The sequence below is a fragment of the Streptomyces sp. NBC_00466 genome (assembly GCF_041433995.1).
Classification (GTDB): domain Bacteria; phylum Actinomycetota; class Actinomycetes; order Streptomycetales; family Streptomycetaceae; genus Streptomyces.
In genome coordinates, this window is record NZ_CP107897.1 from 244,321 (window position 1) to 263,177 (window position 18,857).

An 18,857-nucleotide genomic window follows, 5' to 3' on the forward strand; every position below is an offset into this window, starting at 1 on the left:
TTCTACGAGGTAGACGTCCCGATACACGACACCACCAACCCGGCCCGGTGGGGTCTGCACGTCTTCACCGGCGAGGCGGACTCCCCCACCACGGCCTGCGGCGCGCCCACGAGGTGTCCGACGCCGCGCTCGCCGCGCATCAGGACGGACACGAGATCCCCGGCAAACAGCCGGGCAACTGGGGAGCCAGCGGGCTCAGGCCCGGCTGGCAGATGGAGTGGCCCGCCGCGAAGGCCGGCCGCTGGACCAACCCCGTCAGCTGGACCGCCGCTCGCGGCGACTTCGTGCTGTAGCTCCGCCCCGGCACGGCCGCCAAAGGCCGGAAAACCAGTCGGCCGCCCCGGGGCACCCATCCCGTACGAGACGAGAGGGAGATCCAAGTATGGACCCCGTCACAAGCGTTGCGACCCCGATCGGACACCGCGCTCTCATCATCACCCTCGCGGTCCCACTCACCGGCTGGACCGTCCACGCGCTCACGCTCCACCGGCGCCTCGCGGCAGAACGCCGCGACCCGCTCACCAGAGCCCAGCGCCGCGCCGCGTTTGAGCGCCGCGCCCAGCGCCTGCTCGCCCGGCACCGACACGACTCCCTGCTCTGCATGGTCGACCTCGACAATTTCAAGGGCCTCAACGACACCCACGGCCACGCCGCCGGCGACAAAGCGCTCGCCGCGACCGGCGAGCGCCTCGCCCGCTGGGCCGGACCGCACGGAGTCGTCGGCCGCCTGGGCGGCGACGAGTTCGCCGTCGCGACCCGCGTGGAGACCCGGGCCGGGAACGACGCGATGGAGCGACGCCTCCTGGGGTTGATGGGCGCGCTGCACGAGCCTGTGCTCACCGAGGCCGGCCCGCTCCCCCTTGCCGCGTCGGTGGGCGCCGCCGTTCCCGACTACCTAGGCATTCACGCCTTGTCGGCCCTACTGCGTGGCGCGGACGTCTCGATGTACCGGACCAAGCACAGCGGCCGGTACGGCTGGGCGGAGATCGAGGACCTCGACGCTCCGACCGTCAACGGCCGCCGGACCGGGCGCCCCGGCACCACACTGCTGGAGCGTGCAGCATGACCGCCGAACTCGACGGCGGAGACTGGATCCGCGGAATCACGATCCGCCAGCCCTGGGCCACCTGCATCCTTGCCGGGAAGACCACGGAGAACAGGACCGGCAACTGGCCCTGGCGCGGCTGGTTCCTCCTCCACGCCGGGAAGCAGCTGGACCGCCTTGCCCTTCGCGAGCCGCTGGTGGCCACCACGATCCGCGGCCGCGAGCTCCACTTGGGCGCGGTCATCGGCGTCGCCCGGCTCATCGACTGTCACCTGGACCAGGGGCCCGAGTACTGCCCCGGTCCCTGGGCAGAGCGGGACGTTCACCACCTGGTCCTCACCGACGTCCACGAATTGCCGCTGCCGGTGCCCGCCACGGGCGCGCTCCCGGCGTGGAAGCCGGAGCAAGACCTCGTGGACCAAGTCCTCCAGCAGCTGCCCCACCTGCGGCTGTGACCCGCAGCAGCAAGAAGCCGCCGGGGGCCGGGCCTGATCCCGGTCCCCGGCGGCTTGCTGGACTGGCGTGACAACCAGCACTTCGACCGCTGGTAGGGCCGCCTCTGCGCCCTGTGTGAGCAGCCCACGCCGATGCGCTCCCCCCACTCCGGGGAGCCCGTGCGTAAGAGCTGCGCCGAACGCTGGATCACCGCGAATCCCACAGAGGCCCGCCTCGGCGGGTTCGCCTCCGACGTCCAGCCCAAGCGCCGGCGCGACGACGGATCCGCCTGAACCCCTCCCACCGGAGGCCCACATGAGCAGCACCCCACAGCACGACGCAGATCACGCCCTCGCCTATCCCGAGCCGCCCGCCTCCCCTCCCTGGCGCCACCACGGCGCGAAGGCCCGGCCGCTCACCGACGCCCAGAGGAAGCGCAACTGCGAGCTTCTGCTGCTCGCCCAGCGCCAGCACCGCGTAGAGGAGCCGACGTGTTCACCGACATGAAAGAGGCCCCTCGAAGCGGAGGCCTTCGAGCTCAGCCCGCCCGGCAGAGGCCAGAGCGCCGCCGCCTGTCTGGTGGTTGCTCGCCAGGCTCGCGGCAAGGACGACCTCGCTGACCTGCTGGGTGCCCCTCGGTCTGCCCTGCGACGAGGACGACCTCGTACGCCTACTCCCCCACCTCACCTCCCCCAACGATCCGACGACCGGAGACACGATGCCCGTCAACGCCCTCTCCGCCACCGCCGCCTCCATGCTGAAACGGCGACAGCCCCGCCCGCGTCCGCGAGACCCTCGGAGAGTGAACTTGCCGAAGCCCTTATTACGCCGTAATAGTCGTGTGGGACCAGGAGACATCCGCGCTGGGGCGGATCGGCCAGTCGTGGTGAGTGGGCGCAACGCATGTGTCCTTGCGAGCAAGCAATTATTACGGCGTAATACGGTGGGTCCTGGCCTGGCTGGGGTGATCTTCCTTCAGGTCCCCTCGGGTGTTCTGTCGCAGCAGTCCTGGGGCTTGCCTCGCTCTTTTCTGGGAAGTTGACGCACTGCCGCTGGTTTGTAGCCGGCCCAGGCTAGGAGTGCTCGTAGCAGTGGGCCCGGTTCGTCCCCTGCCGTCGCCGGTTGAGGAAGGAGTACGTGTGGCCGAGTTCGGTGAAGCCGCGGCAGGAGTACCACTCGCGCGGCCAGTCGGTCTCGTCCGCGGTGAGGAAGAGCTGCGGAAGCCCGGCAGCGGCGGCCAACGCCAGTCCTGTGGCGAGCAGGGTGTCGCCGTCGCGTGGCCCTGCTTTCGGTGCGGCACAGCGGTGACGAGGTCCTCCAGCTGAGCCAGCCCGGCGGTTCGGTCGAGGTAGAGGTCGGCCCAGGCCGCGATCTCCCCATCCGGTGTTCGGGCGGCCAGGGAGACTACTTTCTCAGCGCCGCGCAGGCGGGCGGTACGGTGCTCGGTGAGCTGTCGAGCGAGCTCCTCGAAGCCCCAGTCCAGCTGCTGGCGGACTCCCGATACCCGCAACTCGGCAAGCTCTACCGGGTGCGAGGCAGGTTCGGGCAGCGAGTAGCCAGCCGTCTCCTGGGCCAGTAAGGCCGAGACTGCCCCAGGCCCACTGCGAGAGGACGCCAGGGGAGCCGGTCCAGTGCGCTGGCCAGCCGGCCGCTGGAAAGGGACAGCACTGGCACCCGGATCAGCTAGTGCTGTGACCGGAATGGTTCACCGGGTTGCTGGTCGTGGTGGCGGGGCAGGCTGGTGCCGGTTGGATGTCGCGGTGACGTCCAACCGGCGTGAGGAGGCTTGGTGGCACAACCGGTCAAGGTCCGCAGACTGACCGATCAGGAGGGGCAAAATCTTCAGCGGATCGTACGGCGGGGCAGCACCAGCACGGTGCGCTACCGGCGGTCGATGATGCTGCTGGCCTCGGCCGGCGGAAACACCGTCCCCGTCATCGCCTGCTTGGTCCAGGCGGACGAGGGTGCGCGACGTGATCCACCGGTTCAACGAGATGGGTCTGGCCTGCCTGGACCCTCGGTGGGCGGGAGGCCGCCCCTGCCAGCTCAGCCCGGATGACGAGGACTTCGTCGCGGCGACGGCCACCACCCGCCCGGTCAAGCTCGGCCAGCCCTTCACCTGCTGGTCGATCCGCAAACTCGCCGCCTGCCTGCGACGCGTCCACGGCCGGATGATCCGCATCGGCCGCGAGGCTTTGCGCTGTCTGCTCGCCCGCCGCGGGATCACCTTCCGGCGCACGAAAACGTGGAAGGAGTCCACCGACCCCGACCGCGATGCCAGACTCGACCGGATCGAGCACGTCCTTGAGCACCACCCCGACCGGGTCTTCGCCTTCGACGAGTTCGGACCACTGGGCATCCGCCCCACCGGCGGCTCCTGCTGGGCCAAGCCGGGCCGACCCGACCGGGTCCCGGCGACCTACCACCGCACCCACGGAGTCACCTACTTCCACGGCTGTTACTCGGTCGGCGACGACACCCTGTGGGGCGCCAACCGCCGCCACAAGGGCGCCGCCCAGTCCCTGGCCGCACTGAGGTCGATCCGCGCCGCCCGGCCTGACAGCGCTCCGATCTACGTGATCATGGACAACCTCTCCGCCCACAAAGGAGCGAAGATCCGCACCTGGGCGAAGAAGAACAAGGTCGAGCTGTGCTTCACCCCGACCAACGCCTCCTGGGCGAACCCGATAGAAGCGCACTTCGGGCCGCTGCGGCAGTTCACCCTGGCGAACTCCAACCACCCGAATCACACCGTCCAGACCCGCGAGCTGCACGCCTATCTGCGCTGGCGCAACGCGAACGCCCGCCACCCCGATGTCCTGGCCGCGCAGCGCAAGGAGCGCACCCGCATCCGCAGCGAGAGAGGCATCCGCTGGGGCGGACGGCCACTCGTAGCCGCGGCAGCCTGACCACGATCCCCAGGGCACACCATTAGCCTCTCGGGATGCGCTATCTGGACAACCAAGACGTCGACAAGGCCGTGGCCGAGACGGCACGAGTACTCGGCGCGCACGACACGCAGGACTGGTCTGTGCCGGCGGGTTCGCTGGAGTGGAGCTGCTGGACAACGGCCGCCCACATCGCGCACGACCTGCTGGCCTACGCCGGACAGGTGGCGGCCCGCCCCGCCGACGCTTACCTCCCCTTCGACCTGGCCGTCCGCCCCGGCACCGCCCCGCGCGAGGTGCTCCAGGTGGTCACCACCTGCGCAGGGCTGCTCAGCAGTGTCCTGGCCACGGCCGATCCGGGACTGCGAGCCTGGCACTGGGGACCCTGCGACCGATCGGGCTTCGCGGCGATGGGCGTCGCCGAGATCCTCCTGCACACCTACGACATCACCCAAGGGCTGGGAGTGCCCTGGACGCCACCAGCACCGTTGTCCACGAAGGTGCTCCACCGCATCTTCCCCGACGCCCCGCCCGGTGACCCGGCCCAGGTCCTCCTGTGGTGCACCGGCCGCAGCGAGCTGGACGACCGCCCCCGCCGCGCCTCATGGAGCTGGCAAGCAGCTGTTTCTGACTGAGCTGTCCACACGGGCGGGCCAAGACGAGCCCGAACTCCGAACACGGTGAACGTTCCCGGTCGGGGCACTAGCCGTTTTGCGCGGCTGACCACAGGCGGAAGGCGTTCATCTGTCACTCCCCCACTGTGCTGCGGTGGGGCATCGCGGTATTACGCCGTAATAGTCGTGTGCAGGCATCCGCGCAGAGTCAGGTAGACCGGAGCCTGCTGAGAGCGCGTGAGGCCGAGGTCCTCGGGGCGGGCGATTATTACGGCGTAATACGGTGGTCCTGCCCTTGCTGGATGACCTCCTCTCAACTCCCCGCTGGGAGCTGGTCTGGGGCGAGGCAGCGTCTTGCATGGAGGCCAGGGCGGTTGGCGTCGTCCTGTGGGCTGCCGAAGGTTTGCAACCTTCCGCCGTCCGCAGCTGCCCGCCGCGCTGTAGAAGCTCACCTCAGCTGGACCGCCACTCTGACACCGCCCGGGCCGGAGTCAGCGGATCGTGCCGATGAACTCGGGGAACGTGAAGCTGTCGTCGGTGTCGTCGTTGCTGCTCCGCTGAACCCGGATCACGATCTTTTTGCCGTACTGCTTCTCCAGGGCGTTGTCATCGGTCTTCACCGTGCTGACCCCGGGAGCGAGCCGGCCTTCGAGGGGTGCGGCGCCGTTGTCGAAACCGGTCGAGGCAGCCTCACCGCCGTTCGTCGCCCCTTCGATGATCGTGTCGATGTCTCCCAGGTCGGCCAGTTGCTTGCCGTTGTTGGTCAGCTTCAGCTTGACCCGGAACTCCGTGTTCTTCGGGTCGGGGCCGCCCTCGTCCGCGGTGAAGTCAGTGAAGGTCTTCGCCTCGACGACCGTCACCTTCAGCCCGTCAGGCCACGTGTACGTCTTACCGAAGGCCAGCCCTGTACTGGGGCCTCCGTCTCCGCCAGTGTCGGCCCCCGCCTTGCCAGAGCAGTGCTCGACCCAGTCGGCTTGGCTGAGGCTGGTGTCCGAGCAGTCCACCGACGGCACCTTCGGACTGACCTTCGACACCGGGGCCTTGGGCGCGGCCTCCGGTTCGGTGCTGGCGTGATCACTGTCACCGCACGCGGTGAGAGCGGCGGTAAGGACAAACGTGGTGGCAGCGACAGTCGCCGCAGTACGGGTACTCATGATTCCCCCCAGGGATGGATCGATGGTTCACCGTAGGGCCTCGTGTGTAGAACTTGTGGGTCTTGTGTCGTATTCGTGATGACAGGCAGGCGCTCGCACCTCTGTCCTACGAGTAGTGGCAACAAATTGGGTGACCCTGTCTACCGGGCCACCCAGCCTCCCGTGGCAGCGCCAGCATCGTTCGTGCGGGTCCAGTCGTGGCCGAACTACCCGCAGCAGCATGAGATCTACGACTACCTCTCCTGGGCCTTCGCGGTTCGGCTACCGTCCCGTCCATGCTCATCCCTCTGCCCAAGGCGATCGACCGGTACAAGCAGGAGCCGGGCGCGCCCGGCAACGCGTACGACTGGTACCGGCGGTCAGCCCAGCGGGACAACAAGGTCTGGATCCACGACCGCACAGTCCCGGTGGTGAAGGTCGGGCGTCAGTGGATGGTCGACGATGGCCACCTGGATGCCGCCCTGGCTGCGATGGCGAAGGCGCGTGCCCTCCGCGCCCAGCGGTCTGCGGAGTACTGCCGTCACGTACTGCACCCGGGCACCGTGGACATGGATGGCGGCCGGCACCGCGTCGTGGGTGCGTTCCATTTCGTGTGGAGCGACATGGCCATCGCCGTGCAGCGCAGCAACGGCTGCTGGGTGTGCAATACATGCTGGGCGCCGGCCTCGGAGGAGCACGGCGGCGAGGAGTGCCATCGGTGCCTGGACTGGGGTTCGTGCAGGACGAATTGCACCCTGACCGGGATCAGCTGCCGCACCTGCGGGGTATCGCAGGCGGCATGAGCAGCTGCCCGAGCGCCGGTCGGTCGCGCTGACGCGGGCGCCAGCATGGACTCCCATGAGGCCACCGCAACCGGCTCCCCGGACACGGACGGCCAGCCCTCCGTCGAGCAGTAGCCAGCCGCCGAACCAGCCCCGCCAGACCGGCCGCCCTCTCCGTGGGCGAGCACAGCTGGTGCAGGTCGATTATTACGGCGTAATACGGCGATCAGGTGAGCGCTGCTGGTGGTGGCGTCGGTGCCCTGGAGTGGGTTGGTGTGGTTCGCGTAGGCGACGACTGGGGAGAGAGTTCCGACTCGCTATCCGGTCGACGTAGTGCTGACTCCCCCAAGTCTGAATCCCATCCTTCGCGTCCCTAGCGTCGCCTGGAGTGCGCGCACGTCGAGACCCAGAGGACGTAGTCGTTGGTTGACCAGTGCCGTGCGTCCTTGTCGAAGTACCGGGGGAGCAGTCTCAAGGCCGACTTCCATGGGCATCCGGGCGCTCCGCGTCATCCAACTGGTTTGGATGTATGGCCCGGTCGGCTGGGGGAGGGGTCTTGGCAGACAGTGCTCTGGTGAGGTCGCGTTCCAGCTGTAGTTCGCGTAGGCCGGAGACCTGGGGCCTCCCGGGCCGGGCTCTGTAGGCGGTCCACCTCACATCAGGGAAGGGCGCGTGATACGGCGCTCCTGGATCTCGACGCCCCGCTTCGTGTGATTGGGCAGGTGCTGTACCTCGTCTGGGGGCTGCCCCCAGGACGGTGAGCCGGAGTATCTGGTAGCGAGATCGGGCTGTGGGGCTGAAGGATGGAAGGAGGTGAATCTGTAGCTCGTCGACTATTACGTCGTAATAGAGGAGCAGCTCGGTTGGTAGGCGTTGTTGTTCGACCGAGTGGTGCTTGAGGGCTTGGCTTTTGCGGGTGGAGCAGATCCGTTACGAGTAGTCCGGGGCCTGGTGGGGACTGGCTCGCCGTCGGAGGCCTCTTGCGGGTAACTGGTCATTGGGCGGGCCAGATGTGCGGGCGGGGTGTGGCGGTCGGTGAACCGGTGGGTGGGGGAGTGGAGGCGATGGTTCGTCACCAAGGTGACTGATGGCCAACATCTAACGTGGTGATGCTTGAATCGATCTTTGGTGTTAGTAAGGTGTCTTCATGACTTCGCCCTCCCTGAACGACCGCGAGAAGGTCGTCTCGAAACTCCCAGGCGGGCTGCAGCAGGATCTGAAGATCCGCACTGCGCAGCACCGCGTCGACATTCAGCATGCTGTTGAGGCGGGCATCGCAGCCTGGCAGGGACTGGGTTCGAACCTGGCCCCTGTTGATACGGCTGGAGCCAGGTCGTTCTCCACCTGGCTCCCCGAGGGGCAGTGGGAGAAGTTCCGCGCTCACTGCGCAGCCCGCGGAGTGTCACTCATTCAGGGGCTGTCCCAGTCTGTGGCGCTGTGGCTGGAGAGGAATCCCGCTCCGACGGTTCAGCGGCCGGTGATCCCGCGCCGGATCATTGTCTGTAACCAAAAGGGTGGGGTGGGGAAGACTGCCATCACGGCTGGGGTGGGGGAGGCTCTTGCGGAGGACCCCAACCAGCTTTATCCGGTGCGTATCTCGAAGCACTTTGCGGCTGTCCTCGCAGTAGCCGACGGTGCTGACCCTGAAAGTGCAGAGGCCGACTCGGCTCTGAACTACGAGGACCTGCCGGGTCTTGGGCTGCGGGTTCTCCTGGTCGACTTCGACCCGCAGGGCCACCTCACCAAGCAACTCGGTCAGCAGCCGCTGCCGATCGAGGACGACAGCCTGACCAAGTACATGGCGGGCGAGGGCAAGGGCGACATCCGGGACCTCATCGTCGCGATTGAGGAGGAACGGTTCGGCGACCGCCTGCACCTCCTGCCCGCCTGCACGGACGCGTTTCTCCTGGACGTGAAGCTCTCCGGTGTCCGTGCCCGCGAAGCTGCCCTTGAGCGTGCGATGGCGGTGGTCGAGGCCGACTACGACGTACTGATCGTGGACTGCCCTCCCAGCCTGGGGCTCAGCATGGACGCCGCCGTCTACTACGGCCGGCGCCGGCCCGAGGAAGCAACGGGCAACTCCGGTGCTCTGGTTGTCGTTCAGGCGGAGGACAGCTCCGCCGATGCCTACGATCTGCTGACGACCCAGATCGAGGACCTTCGTGACGACATGCAGCTCGAGCTCGACTACCTCGGCATTGTGGTCAACCACTACGACGCCCGCCGCGGGTACATCGCTACGTCCTCCCTCGAGAACTGGATGGACATAAAGGATCCGCGAGTGGTCGGTGTCATCGCCGACCTCAAGGAACAGAAGGAGGCGGTCCGCGTGAAGCGCCCGCTGCTGGCCTATGCCCCCCGCTGTGACCAGTCCGTCGGAATGCGCGCCCTCGCCCGGGAGATCTCATGAGCAAGGCAGCATCGTTGGGGTCCGGTTCCTCCTTCCAGCGGACGCGTCCCATCAGCTCCCGTCGAGCCGCTGTGAATGCGGCGACTAACGCACCGACCGAGGGCACGCCGCCCCCCGTCGAGCTTGAAGTGGGGCTGATCAGCCTCAACCCGCTCAACCCCCGCACATCGCTGGGCGACCTCACCGACCTCGCCGGCAGTATTCGCGATCACGGGCAGAAGACCGCGATCAGTATCATGGGCAGGTTCGCCTATCTCAAAGCGAACCCCGACCAGGCCGAGGATGCACTCGAAGAGGGAACGAAGTACGTCGTCATCGACGGCAACTCCCGCTTGGCCGCCGCACGCGAGGCGGGAAACAAGACCGTCAAGGTCATGCTGGACGACGAGCTGGGCAGCAACCCCGATGAGATCCTCGAATCGGCCCTGGTCGCCAACATCCACCGCAACGACCTGGACCACCTCGACGAGGCAAACGCCCTCCAGCAACTCCTCAAGGTCCACGGCACGCAGGAGGCTCTCGCCGCACGGCTCCACCGATCACAGGGCTGGGTCTCCCAAAGGCTCGCCCTGCTCGGCCTGAACGACGATCTCAAGGCCAAACTGCAGAGCGGCGAGGAGCCAGCCGACCTGCTGCGCCGCGTGGGCAACAAGAAGGCCGATGAACAGGAAGAGCACCTGCGACGGCTGAAAGCGAAGAAGGCCGAGGAAGACAGTGAGAAGGAGGCACGCCGAGCGGCCCGGCGAAAGCAGCCTCAGGATGAGCCTGTCGGAACCGAAGCTGACAAGCGGGGGAGTGCGCCAGCCGACGGACGCCCGCGCGGCGAAAAGCAACCCGACGCCGAAGAAGTGGCGCCGCGGAAAGAGACGATCCCTGACCCGCGCACGACGACGAAGCCGTCTGCCAGCATCGCGCCCCCGGCTAAGCCGCAGATCAAAATGCCCTGGGGCGACGAGGAGGCGGTCGGTGAGATCATGCTGGCGAAACTGAGTGAGAGTCAGTTCAGTGCGCAGATCCGTTGGGGGGCCGCCAGGCTGTCCGAGCATCAGCGCGAGCTCCTCATCCAGGAACTCATCCAGCAGCGTGAAAACAACGCAGCCTCGACGCAAGCAGCAAAGGTGTGACTCCACTGAGTTCGGACGTGTCCTGCATCCAGCTGCATTCAGGATGCAGGACGCTGTCGATGACCGCCCTTGGCTCCAAGCGGGCTGACGGACGAAATCGTACGTAGCGCGCAAATGTGACGGAGCGTAGCTAAAGACGGCCTCCAGAATGGCACCTTAGGCGGCCGAACTCTGGGCCCCCGGTGTGATCGGACCTTGGCGTGTTTGGCAGGCCGTCACATCGGCGTATGCGGCCTTTTGTATTGCCGGGGCGCGCCTTCCGCCCTGTAACTCTCCTGAGCGGTCGTCACACCACGTCTGGACTCCAGAGCCGGGGAGCATATCCGGGGACCAGAGACCTTTCGTATGAAGTCCGATGGAGGCCCAGTCGTCGGGGCGCGCCTTCCCGGTCACCTGGATCCGTGGTGATCATTTCCCAAGGCCGCAGCGTGAGGGTGTGCGTCAGTGGTGGCGATACGAAGTCGCGCCATGCGTTCCCGGTGGTGGAGCCAGTCTCGCCATACGTCACGGCGGTGCTCGGATTCCTGAGGCAGAAGCGCCGGCAGGACACCGCTGACGACACCGGCCGCAGCGATGAGGGCAGCAACCCAACCGGGCGTACCCGCATATGTCTTGCCGGCCAGGGCAATGGCCCCAAGGCCGACGGGCGGGGCAGCCCAGATGATGAGGCGGCGTGCAGCGGGGCGGACGCTCATAACGGTGGTCCTTCGGGCTCGGAGGCGGACGCGCCAAATGCGCGCGCGGGGCGGAGCGTGCAGCAGTCCCAGCCCATGCGCCGCGGGCAACGGATCTGACAGCCCGAAGAATGGGGGAGCGGGGGGTTAGCGGCGCAAGCCCCAGCGGCAATCCCAGATTGCGCACAGGCAAATCCGAAATTCAATGCCACGACCTGCAGGTTTTCGGGCCCGGGCCTGAATGACAGTCCCTGCCCCGATGAGGGGTTAGCGGTGCAACTCCTCCTCGGCGGCTGGACTCTGCGGGGGGCGCCTCCGCCACGCAGGACCGGTACGGAGGCGCCTCTGCCGGGTGGGCAGGCTTACGCCATGGGGTTCGTTCCGGGAGAACGCAGTTCGCGACGACGGCGCTGCTCGGCGGCCAGACGCCGAGCCTTGCATCGCACCCGCTTGCCGAAGGCTTCCGGGTCCGTGGCGCCAGCACATGCCGCAGCCTCCACCCAGGTAGTGCCCTCACCCTCCGCGTACGCGAACACCACCTGCTGTTCAGCCGAGGTCAGGCCGCGCAGGACAGCATTGAGGCGCTCGTCCTCGAACACCCTGCCCGCCACGCGCTGCAGCAGGTCGACGTCGGCCGCAACCAGGTCATACAGCGACAGTCCGTTTCCGAGGGCGACGTCGAGGGACAGGACCCGGCCATGCCGAGTCTTGCGCCGCCACACTGGTACCAGCTGCCGGTGCAGCATGTGGGCCTCCGCTTTCAGCGCCGCTACAGCGGTCGAGGACAGCCGGCCCTCGGACCATAGCGGTGCACTCCAGCCGCCGAGCAGGGCAGTCGAGATCGCCTCACGCCACCGGTCGCTGCGGGGGACGAGCAGGTTGTTGGCCGCCAGTCTGTCCACGCACCGCTCTTGCACCTCTTTGGCCAGCTCCCGGGTGAGCAAAGCTTCCTGAACGCTCAGTGCCGCGGAGAGGTCAGGAGCCATCTCCGACGGAAGACCGGGGATACGGTAAGTCACGTCGTACTTCTCCGTGTCGTGCAGCCGCTTGCTGACGGATACATCGACCAGGGCAACGCCGGATTCCGTGCCTGCTATGGCCTTTGGCCTCTTGTGCCCCTCGTTGGTGAGGAGTGCGGTGATGTGTATCCCGTGGAAGCTAGGACCGCCCCAAACAGACGGATCGTGCTGCGTTGATTGCGGTGCCTTATTTAGGGTCCTGGGTGTGGGGTTGCTGTGAGAGATGGTCAACCTGCTGCCTTCCTTGCCTAATGAGGTGTCTTCACCTATCGGTCTTGGGCAGACCGGCTGGCGTCAATATTTCTTGAGCCCCTGCTGGTGATCTGCATCACGCCCAGGGCTGTGACTTGGCTGGCTCAGGTCGCGCCGTGTTCCAGGGGCCGGAGATGTCCGTAGCCAGGGCATACCCGGGGCTGTCGTCCAGAAGTTCCTTTGCGCCGGTTGTAACGCTGGTCGATGCGGGAGCCCTTGCGGTCGGCGCACCGCTGCCTCCGGTCCTGCCGGGCGTCGGCTTCGCGAGCACGTCACAGCGTCGCCCTTCGTGCGGCGACCGCCTGTGCGCGGTGCAGTTGAGGGATGCCCGCCGACGGCAGTAAGAGCGTGGGGCCGCGGCGCGGGAGACGCAGCGGCCGGTGTGTGCCCGCTGCGGGGAGGAGTTCACCGATGAGCGCTGGCAGTCGAGCCGGTCGTCCCGATGGCGTGAGGGAGACGAACTGTGCTGGCCGCGCCTGGACGCACAGCATGAACAGGTGAGGGCGGAGAAGGCCGCGCGCCGCTTGGCGGAGGATGCCGGCCCGGGAGGCGGCCGAAGCGGAGGTGAAGAAGAACTGGCCTGTTCGGCCGCGCCGGTAGCCGGCACGCGGGCGGGTGTCCTGAGGGCGTCTTGCCTGCTACCGGTCCAGGGCGGAAGGATCAGATGCGGACCATCCACAACTGAGGGGGAGAGCACGGTGAGCAACAAGCTGCTGGCACCGGACGGCTGGCTCGTAGTGGGACTGCCCTGGCCGGAGCAGACCCAAGATGGCTGGGGTGAGTGCGCGGTGGCTGTCGCCCCGGAGATGATCCCCCGCCGCCTCGTCAGCAAAGGCGCCGGCATCGCGCTCGATCTCGCGACCGGCCTGGCCCGCGACCCGAACGACGGGCCGGGCAAAGCTGTCTTCTTCTCCGACGTCACCCTCTGGCTCGACAAGCAGGGCAAGGACTGGGCGGATTTCGGAGCCGACTACGAAGCCGTCATCGATGAACTCGTTAAGGCTCCGGTCCCGCAGCTCTACATGACGCTCGTCCAGAAGGCCCACGCGATCCTGTGTGACGCCAGCCGCGATGGGGTGCGCCTGTATTACGCGGGCGGCGACGTCGAACATGTCACCCCGCAGGTACGTGCTGACGTTCACGCCGCTATCACCACGAGCCTGGAGCGGGACTGGCCGCCCTACATTCAGAGCCTCATCGACCGCGGCGCACTCCAGACCCGATAGCCACACGAGCACGTGCTCCGATCTCTCTGGGGGGATCGGAGCCCGTCGACGTTTATGGGGGCCGGGGCCACGGTGCCAGCCCGGCAGCCTGGAACGTTCGTGACTCGGGCTCGCCTCAACCACTCGGCAAAGCTCCACGGAATCGGTTACGGCCTCCGAGGCCAGAGGGCAGGCTTCGTCCTCCGTCCTCGCGCCGCCGACGAGGTCTGGGCTGATGGCTTCGGCGAGGCAAGTATCGCTTCACGGCCGTTGGCTGAGGCGGGTCATCACCTACCCGTCCATGCCGGCGGCCGTTGGCACTCCCAGCTGGTGATCTCAAGTACGTGAAGGCGTGAGCGGACCGATCACACCGTGAGAGTGTGAAACCCGTTCATCATCACGACAGCACAGGGAAAGGCTCCAGCAGGTGGCCGCGGGGACCAGGATTCAACTCAGCCGTACACACCGGATACTCATCGCGCTCGTGGTCGCGGGCGCGGTGATCATCGCCGGGATCGGTTTCGTGGGTTCCTACGCGGCCGTGCGCGAACTCGCCCAGGAGAAGGGCTTCGGCGCCTTCTCGACGGTCTTCCCGATCGGTATCGACGCGGGGATCTGTGTGCTGCTCGCGCTGGATCTGCTGCTGACCTGGATCCGTATCCCGTTCCCGCTGCTGCGCCAGACCGCGTGGCTGCTGACGGCCGCGACCATCGCCTTCAACGGCGCCGCGGCCTGGCCTGACCCGCTGGGTACCGGGATGCACGCGGTGATCCCGATGCTGTTCGTGGTCTGTGTCGAGGCGGCTCGCCACGCGGTGGGCCGGATCGCCGACATCACGGCCGACAAGCACATGGAGGGCGTGCGCCTCACCCGCTGGCTGCTCGCGCCGGTCCCCACGTTTCTGCTGTGGCGCCGGATGAAGCTGTGGGAGCTGCGCAGGTACGACGAGGTCATCAAGCTCGAACAGGACCGGCTGATCTATCAGGCGCGGCTCCAGGCCCGGTTCGGGCGGGCGTGGCGGCGCAAGGCGCCGATCGAGTCGCTGATGCCGCTGCGGCTGGCGAGGTACGGGGTTCCGCTCGCGGAGACGGCCCCGTCCGGGCTGGCGGCCGCCGGCATCGGTGAACCCGGAGCGCCGGCAGAGCACCTGGGCTTCGACCCTGCGGAACTGGCACACGCCGCCCTGACGGAGCGGCCCCTGGAGCCCGCACCGCCCATTGAGCAGAACCGCCAGGCGGCGTCGCCGGGGGATGAACCGCCGACCGGGGGAGTGGCGTTCGAGCCTGGTGGGTTCGACTTCGACTACTCCTCCGAGTTCCGCCAGTACGTCGCCGCGTACGACACAGTCCCGACAGACCGCCAGTTCGCCCTGTACCTCAGAGATTTCCACGGGGTTGTCGACCCGCAGACGGGCGATGTCATCCCAGAGCAGCGGATCGGGCCACACCTGGAGGAACTGCGCGACACCTTCCAGGAGACGTTCCCGGAGTTCTACCTCCCCGACGAACTACGCGCATCGTCGCCGTGGTTCGAGCCGCGGCCCGACCAGCCCGCGGAATTCGAGACGGATGCTGGTTTGCCCACCGCCGACGTTCCGGCTGAGCCTCACGCTGACCCTGAGCTCGACCCCGACGCCCCGGGGCAGCCGCCGCAGGCTGAGCCCTCCACGCGGGAGCCGGTGCTGGCGCCGACCGGATCCGCGGTCCCGGACCAGAGGGATGGCGGGGGAGTGCCCCAGCAGTTGTCGATCGGTGCGTCGTTCCAACGATCGGCTCCGTCCCAGCCGGATACAGAGTCGGCTGCTCCCTGGGTGGCTGCGGTGACCGATACGGGGGAGGCGACCGCGCGGGCGGCGGAGCCGGAGCACCAGGAGCCGGAACTGGATGCGGAGGAGCAGCGGATCCGGATGGTCGCCGGGTGGCTGGCCGAGGCGGAGGAGAGCAACAGGAAGCTCTCGGGTGCGGAGGTCGCGCGCCGTCTCGATGTCTCTCCGCGTACCGGCCAGCGTGCTCTCGGAGCGGCGAAGAAGTACCGGGAGGAGCAGTTGCGGCAGCACGGCCGCGCCCATCTCCGGTCCGTCGCTGATCGCTGACCGGTCTGTCTCCTGTGGCCCGATGACCGATTGCGGTCGTCGGGCCACCGTCATGTTCCGGCACCGCCGCGTGGCCGATCGATTCCCTCGGTGCCAATGGCCGACTTGGCCATGACCGATTCGGCGGGCCGTGACCGATGGGGCCGTGACCGGTTTCCGCGGGCCGTGACCGACAGGCTCGTGACCGGTTCTGCGGACCGGGGGCGGTGGCCGATCCGTGTTCACCGGTCATCGGCCATGACCGAAGACGCGGGATCGGCCATGGCCGAGTAGCCGCTGCTGTGCCGTGTCGATCGGTCATCCGGCACGTGATGAAGAAGGGCTTGCCCACCCCCCGAGGGGGCTTGCCCACTGTTGCACGGCCCGGTCATGAGGGGGCTTGCCCACCCCCTGAGAGGGCTTGCCCAACCGGCGAATCCGGCACTTTCTGCCTGTGACCTGCGCCGTTCGGGAAATGGGCAAGCTTTCGGGCAAGCCCGGGTGAGGAGAGTTCACGGCACGAGATCCGAGAGGAGCTGTGCCGTGCTCAACCTGTACTCCGCCCCGACCGCTGGCGGGATCTTCGACCGCCTGGACGCTGACTGGGCGACTCTGTGCGCGGACACCTCCGTCCAGAACGCCGTGGCCGATTGGCTCATGGCCGACAACCTGGCCGACGACGTCGCAGCCGTGACCGATACCTGGGTGCGCACTCTGGGCCCCGCGCAGCTGCTCGCGATCCTCAAGCCGCGCACTGCGCAACTGCCGGACGAACTGGCCGATGCCGTGCTGCGGGCCCTCCTCGTGCGCGCCGCCGGTCATGACCGATCGGCCACGCTCGCCGCTCGCATCATCGTGCAGGCGATGATCCCGGCCGCGGTCCGCATGGCGCGCGGTCAGGTCCGCCCCTTCGGCGGCCGGTCCTTCGAGCACATCGGCCACGTGACGGTCGTCGCTCTCTTCGAGGTGGCGCGCTCTGGCCGCATCCACCACCGGCCCGGCCGGCCGGCCGCGAACATCGCACTCGACGCTCTGAACCGGGTGTGCCGTGAGATCGCCCTCGAGTGTGAGGAACTCGGAGAATCCCTGGACGTCGCCGAGGATCTCGCCGACTCCGCACCCGGGCCTGCCGTCCATGCTCGCGCGAGTTGGGTCAGCACCGCCGCGGCGGCCGCAGGACTCGAACCGGAACTCACCCGTGACGAAGCGGAAGTCAGCCGTGCGCGTCTGGAGCTCCTTGAGCTCGTCCTGGACGCGATGGAGGCCGGCACCCTCTCACCCGACGACGGGCGGGCGATCGCCTGGCACTACACCACCACTCCCGTCCCGGACGCCCGGGCCGCTTCTCTCTCCAACACCACCCCCGCCGCATGGCAGCGCCGACGCAGCCGCGCCGTGCAGCGGCTGAAGACCAGCCTCCAAACGGCCGCTTGACCCTCCCTGATCCACCCACCCCGATACGAACGGAGTACCCATGCCCCCTCTCAAGAAGAATCTGGACGCGGACGAGGAGCGCGTCACCCGCGCCCACCGGCTACTGATCGGCCTCGGTGCCGCCCTCGTCCACCACCCGTTCGACGTCGCCACCCACGAGAGGCTGCGCGCCTTCCTGAGCGATGACGCCGAGACGGTCCTGATGTCCCTGCGCGTGCTGGAGCAACGGCCCGAGGCCGAGCTGCGCAAGCGGATCGCTGAACTCTGCGGCCACCACCTGCTTCCGCTCGGGGGCACAGCGTGAAGTCGCCCCTGCGGCCCCAACGGGCAAGAGGTGCCGGCACGGAGCAGGCCGACGCGAACGAGCAGGGCTGGTTCGTGGACGAGATGGGAGAAGAGGACAGCCACAGCCAGGAGGCGTATCCGGCAGAGCAAGGAGGCTGGGCGACTGCCTCGGTGGGAGCCGTGGCCAACACCGTGGCCGTGATCCGGTGGACTGCCTGGGCCCTGCTGGTGTCAGGGCCTCTGCTGGGACTGCTCGCCCTCGCCAGCCAGCCGAGTGTGACCGCAGCGCCCCCGCCGGCTGTACAGAGGAGCCGCGGTGCGGAAGGCCAGGCGGGCCCGGCCGGCTTCGCCGCCCTGTATGTGACGGCGTACATCGCAGCCGGGCAGGGCACCGAAAGCTCGCTGAGCCCGTACTTCCCGGATGTCCGTGACCTCACCCTGAGCGCGAAGCCCGGGTCACAGAAAGCGGAGCAGGCAGCCGCAGTGCGGGTGAAGCAGATGTCCGCCGGCTATTGGTCGGTCACGGTCGCCGCGCGGATCCCTGCCACCAGGGGATCGAAGACGAACGAGTCCGCCAGCAACACCGCTGAAGAAGCAGATCAGCCCGCCGGCAACGCGCTGCGGTACTTCCAGGTCCCGGTCAAGGAGGCCGGCTCGGGCGCCCTGGTCGCGGTGGCGTTGCCCGCCGAGGTCTCGGCCCCCGGCCCGGGAGCGTCGCCGGAGCTCGACTACGGGCTCGCAGCCCCGGCCCAGTCCTCGGATGCGGCGGTCAAAACGCTGCAGGGGTTCCTGGGCGCGTATTTGACCGGCGGGAGCGACGACGTGGACCGCTACCTCTCCCCGCAGACGCATCTCTCGCCCATCTCGCCTGCGCCGTACAAGCAGGTGCAGATCGTCCAGCTCGCCGAGCACGGCACCGACGAGCCAGGCAGCAACTGGCCCGCAGGCAAGGCACTGCCCGACAGGGCACAGCGCCAGCTGCTGGTCACCGTCGATGCCACCGGGACTGACGCCCAGACACGGCCCCTGACCTACGCCATCGCACTGGAAGCGCGCGCCGGGCGCTGGGAGATCTCATCCCTCGCCGCGGCGCCCGCTCTGAAGACCGTTCCGGCCACGGCCGGGCAAGAAGGAGAAACCCCATGATGACAACGCACGCAGTACTGGCGGCCGGAGAGCTCGGCGACATCAGGACGCTCGGCGCGAACCTGAAAGACATCCTCATCAACGTGATCGTCCCGCTGATGTGCATCGCCTTCGTGGTCTGGTCGTGGTTCAAGACCAAGTCGGCGGTGACCGCTCTGGTCGCCTGCGTCGCGGCAGGGGCGGTCTGGTGGGGCGTTACCAACCTCGCGACGCTGCGCGACAAGACCGGTGAGGACCTCAACCCGTCAGGCCAGTCCCAGTCGGCCGTGGTGCACGTAGTTGCCGACATTCCCGGCACCCTCCCCGCGGTGCGAGGTGAGCAGTGAGTACCGCGACGGCC

Annotated in this window: 18 protein-coding genes and 1 pseudogene; 16 read left to right on the forward strand and 3 right to left on the reverse strand. The window is 67.9% G+C overall.

Annotated features, from left to right (window positions below):
* The first annotated feature begins 47 nt into the window (after positions 1-47).
* The 4 genes from OG210_RS33855 to OG210_RS33870 all read left to right on the forward strand — a co-directional run bounded on the left by OG210_RS33855 (position 48) and on the right by OG210_RS33870 (position 1,987).
* Complete coding sequence (locus OG210_RS33855) at positions 48-293, forward strand: hypothetical protein (protein WP_331719860.1); 246 nt, start codon at positions 48-50, stop codon at positions 291-293.
* An 89-nt stretch (positions 294-382) separates the two neighbouring features.
* Complete coding sequence (locus tag OG210_RS33860; RefSeq protein ID WP_331719861.1) at positions 383-1,066, forward strand: GGDEF domain-containing protein; 684 nt, start codon at positions 383-385, stop codon at positions 1,064-1,066.
* On the forward strand, positions 1,063-1,500 hold the full coding sequence (locus OG210_RS33865) for a hypothetical protein (RefSeq protein WP_331719862.1): 438 nt from the start codon (positions 1,063-1,065) through the stop codon (positions 1,498-1,500). The genes OG210_RS33860 and OG210_RS33865 overlap by 4 nt, the downstream gene beginning before the upstream one ends.
* Before the next feature lie 295 nt (positions 1,501-1,795).
* The gene (locus OG210_RS33870; protein WP_328380714.1) at positions 1,796-1,987 is read left to right on the forward strand and encodes a hypothetical protein; all 192 of its coding nucleotides are present in this window, start codon (positions 1,796-1,798) and stop codon (positions 1,985-1,987) included.
* Between the two features lie 566 nt (positions 1,988-2,553).
* On the opposite strand, the gene OG210_RS33875 is transcribed toward OG210_RS33870, so the two are convergent.
* Positions 2,554-2,721 carry a hypothetical protein gene (locus OG210_RS33875; RefSeq protein ID WP_331719864.1) on the reverse strand — a complete coding sequence of 56 codons (168 nt, stop codon included), beginning with the start codon at positions 2,719-2,721 and terminating at the stop codon, positions 2,554-2,556.
* 35 nt (positions 2,722-2,756) lie between these two features.
* Between OG210_RS33875 and OG210_RS33880 the strand changes: the two genes are divergently transcribed.
* From OG210_RS33880 to OG210_RS33890, 3 genes and pseudogenes are all read left to right on the forward strand, one after another.
* Positions 2,757-3,059 carry a hypothetical protein gene (locus tag OG210_RS33880; RefSeq protein WP_331719865.1) on the forward strand — a complete coding sequence of 101 codons (303 nt, stop codon included), beginning with the start codon at positions 2,757-2,759 and terminating at the stop codon, positions 3,057-3,059.
* A gap of 210 nt (positions 3,060-3,269) precedes the next feature.
* Positions 3,270-4,389 (forward strand): annotated as a pseudogene (locus OG210_RS33885) (IS630 family transposase).
* Between the two features lie 44 nt (positions 4,390-4,433).
* On the forward strand, positions 4,434-5,003 hold the full coding sequence (locus OG210_RS33890; protein ID WP_371540829.1) for a maleylpyruvate isomerase N-terminal domain-containing protein: 570 nt from the start codon (positions 4,434-4,436) through the stop codon (positions 5,001-5,003).
* Positions 5,004-5,473: 470 nt separating this feature from the next.
* On the opposite strand, the gene OG210_RS33895 is transcribed toward OG210_RS33890, so the two are convergent.
* Positions 5,474-6,136, reverse strand: a complete 663-nt coding sequence (locus tag OG210_RS33895; RefSeq protein WP_331719867.1) for a hypothetical protein — start codon at positions 6,134-6,136, stop codon at positions 5,474-5,476.
* A gap of 275 nt (positions 6,137-6,411) precedes the next feature.
* On the opposite strand from OG210_RS33895, the gene OG210_RS33900 reads away from it, so the two are divergent.
* The 3 genes from OG210_RS33900 (at position 6,412) to OG210_RS33910 (ending at position 10,431) form a co-directional block, all read left to right on the forward strand.
* On the forward strand, positions 6,412-6,918 hold the full coding sequence (locus OG210_RS33900) for a hypothetical protein (RefSeq protein ID WP_331719868.1): 507 nt from the start codon (positions 6,412-6,414) through the stop codon (positions 6,916-6,918).
* Positions 6,919-8,044: 1,126 nt separating this feature from the next.
* On the forward strand, positions 8,045-9,307 hold the full coding sequence (locus OG210_RS33905; RefSeq protein ID WP_331719869.1) for a ParA family protein: 1,263 nt from the start codon (positions 8,045-8,047) through the stop codon (positions 9,305-9,307).
* Positions 9,304-10,431: a ParB/RepB/Spo0J family partition protein gene (locus OG210_RS33910; protein WP_331719870.1), complete on the forward strand. Its 1,128-nt coding sequence runs from the start codon at positions 9,304-9,306 to the stop codon at positions 10,429-10,431. Before OG210_RS33905 ends, OG210_RS33910 begins: the two co-directional genes overlap by 4 nt.
* Before the next feature lie 1,036 nt (positions 10,432-11,467).
* Here the strand turns inward: OG210_RS33910 and OG210_RS33915 are convergent.
* Positions 11,468-12,355 (reverse strand): hypothetical protein, encoded by an 888-nt coding sequence (locus OG210_RS33915; protein ID WP_371540793.1) that lies wholly within the window; start codon positions 12,353-12,355, stop codon positions 11,468-11,470.
* Positions 12,356-13,074: 719 nt separating this feature from the next.
* Between OG210_RS33915 and OG210_RS33920 the strand changes: the two genes are divergently transcribed.
* The 6 genes from OG210_RS33920 to OG210_RS33945 all read left to right on the forward strand — a co-directional run bounded on the left by OG210_RS33920 (position 13,075) and on the right by OG210_RS33945 (position 18,843).
* A complete protein-coding gene (locus OG210_RS33920; RefSeq protein WP_331719871.1) occupies positions 13,075-13,602 on the forward strand; it encodes a hypothetical protein in 528 nt (175 codons plus the stop codon).
* Positions 13,603-14,008: 406 nt separating this feature from the next.
* Positions 14,009-15,673, forward strand: a complete 1,665-nt coding sequence (locus OG210_RS33925) for a DUF2637 domain-containing protein (protein ID WP_331719872.1) — start codon at positions 14,009-14,011, stop codon at positions 15,671-15,673.
* Between the two features lie 522 nt (positions 15,674-16,195).
* The gene (locus tag OG210_RS33930) at positions 16,196-17,086 is read left to right on the forward strand and encodes a hypothetical protein (protein ID WP_331719873.1); all 891 of its coding nucleotides are present in this window, start codon (positions 16,196-16,198) and stop codon (positions 17,084-17,086) included.
* 40 nt (positions 17,087-17,126) lie between these two features.
* Positions 17,127-17,390 (forward strand): hypothetical protein, encoded by a 264-nt coding sequence (locus OG210_RS33935; protein ID WP_328335765.1) that lies wholly within the window; start codon positions 17,127-17,129, stop codon positions 17,388-17,390.
* Positions 17,387-18,517 (forward strand): conjugal transfer protein, encoded by a 1,131-nt coding sequence (locus OG210_RS33940; protein WP_331719874.1) that lies wholly within the window; start codon positions 17,387-17,389, stop codon positions 18,515-18,517. Before OG210_RS33935 ends, OG210_RS33940 begins: the two co-directional genes overlap by 4 nt.
* Entirely contained in the window at positions 18,514-18,843 is a 330-nt protein-coding gene (locus tag OG210_RS33945; protein WP_328335763.1) for a hypothetical protein, read from the forward strand. The genes OG210_RS33940 and OG210_RS33945 overlap by 4 nt, the downstream gene beginning before the upstream one ends.
* Positions 18,844-18,857: the final 14 nt, after the last annotated feature.

Bases quoted from the DNA above. Each gene is read 5' to 3' on its own strand.
- OG210_RS33860 (WP_331719861.1), top strand. From the start codon at position 383: ATGGACCCCGTCACAAGCGTTGCGACCCCGATCGGACACCGCGCTCTC.
- OG210_RS33865 (WP_331719862.1), top strand. From the start codon at position 1,063: ATGACCGCCGAACTCGACGGCGGAGACTGGATCCGCGGAATCACGATC.
- OG210_RS33870 (WP_328380714.1), top strand. From the start codon at position 1,796: ATGAGCAGCACCCCACAGCACGACGCAGATCACGCCCTCGCCTATCCC.
- OG210_RS33895 (WP_331719867.1), bottom strand. From the start codon at position 6,136: ATGAGTACCCGTACTGCGGCGACTGTCGCTGCCACCACGTTTGTCCTT.
- OG210_RS33900 (WP_331719868.1), top strand. From the start codon at position 6,412: ATGCTCATCCCTCTGCCCAAGGCGATCGACCGGTACAAGCAGGAGCCG.
- OG210_RS33905 (WP_331719869.1), top strand. From the start codon at position 8,045: ATGACTTCGCCCTCCCTGAACGACCGCGAGAAGGTCGTCTCGAAACTC.
- OG210_RS33910 (WP_331719870.1), top strand. From the start codon at position 9,304: ATGAGCAAGGCAGCATCGTTGGGGTCCGGTTCCTCCTTCCAGCGGACG.
- OG210_RS33935 (WP_328335765.1), top strand. From the start codon at position 17,127: ATGCCCCCTCTCAAGAAGAATCTGGACGCGGACGAGGAGCGCGTCACC.
- OG210_RS33945 (WP_328335763.1), top strand. From the start codon at position 18,514: ATGATGACAACGCACGCAGTACTGGCGGCCGGAGAGCTCGGCGACATC.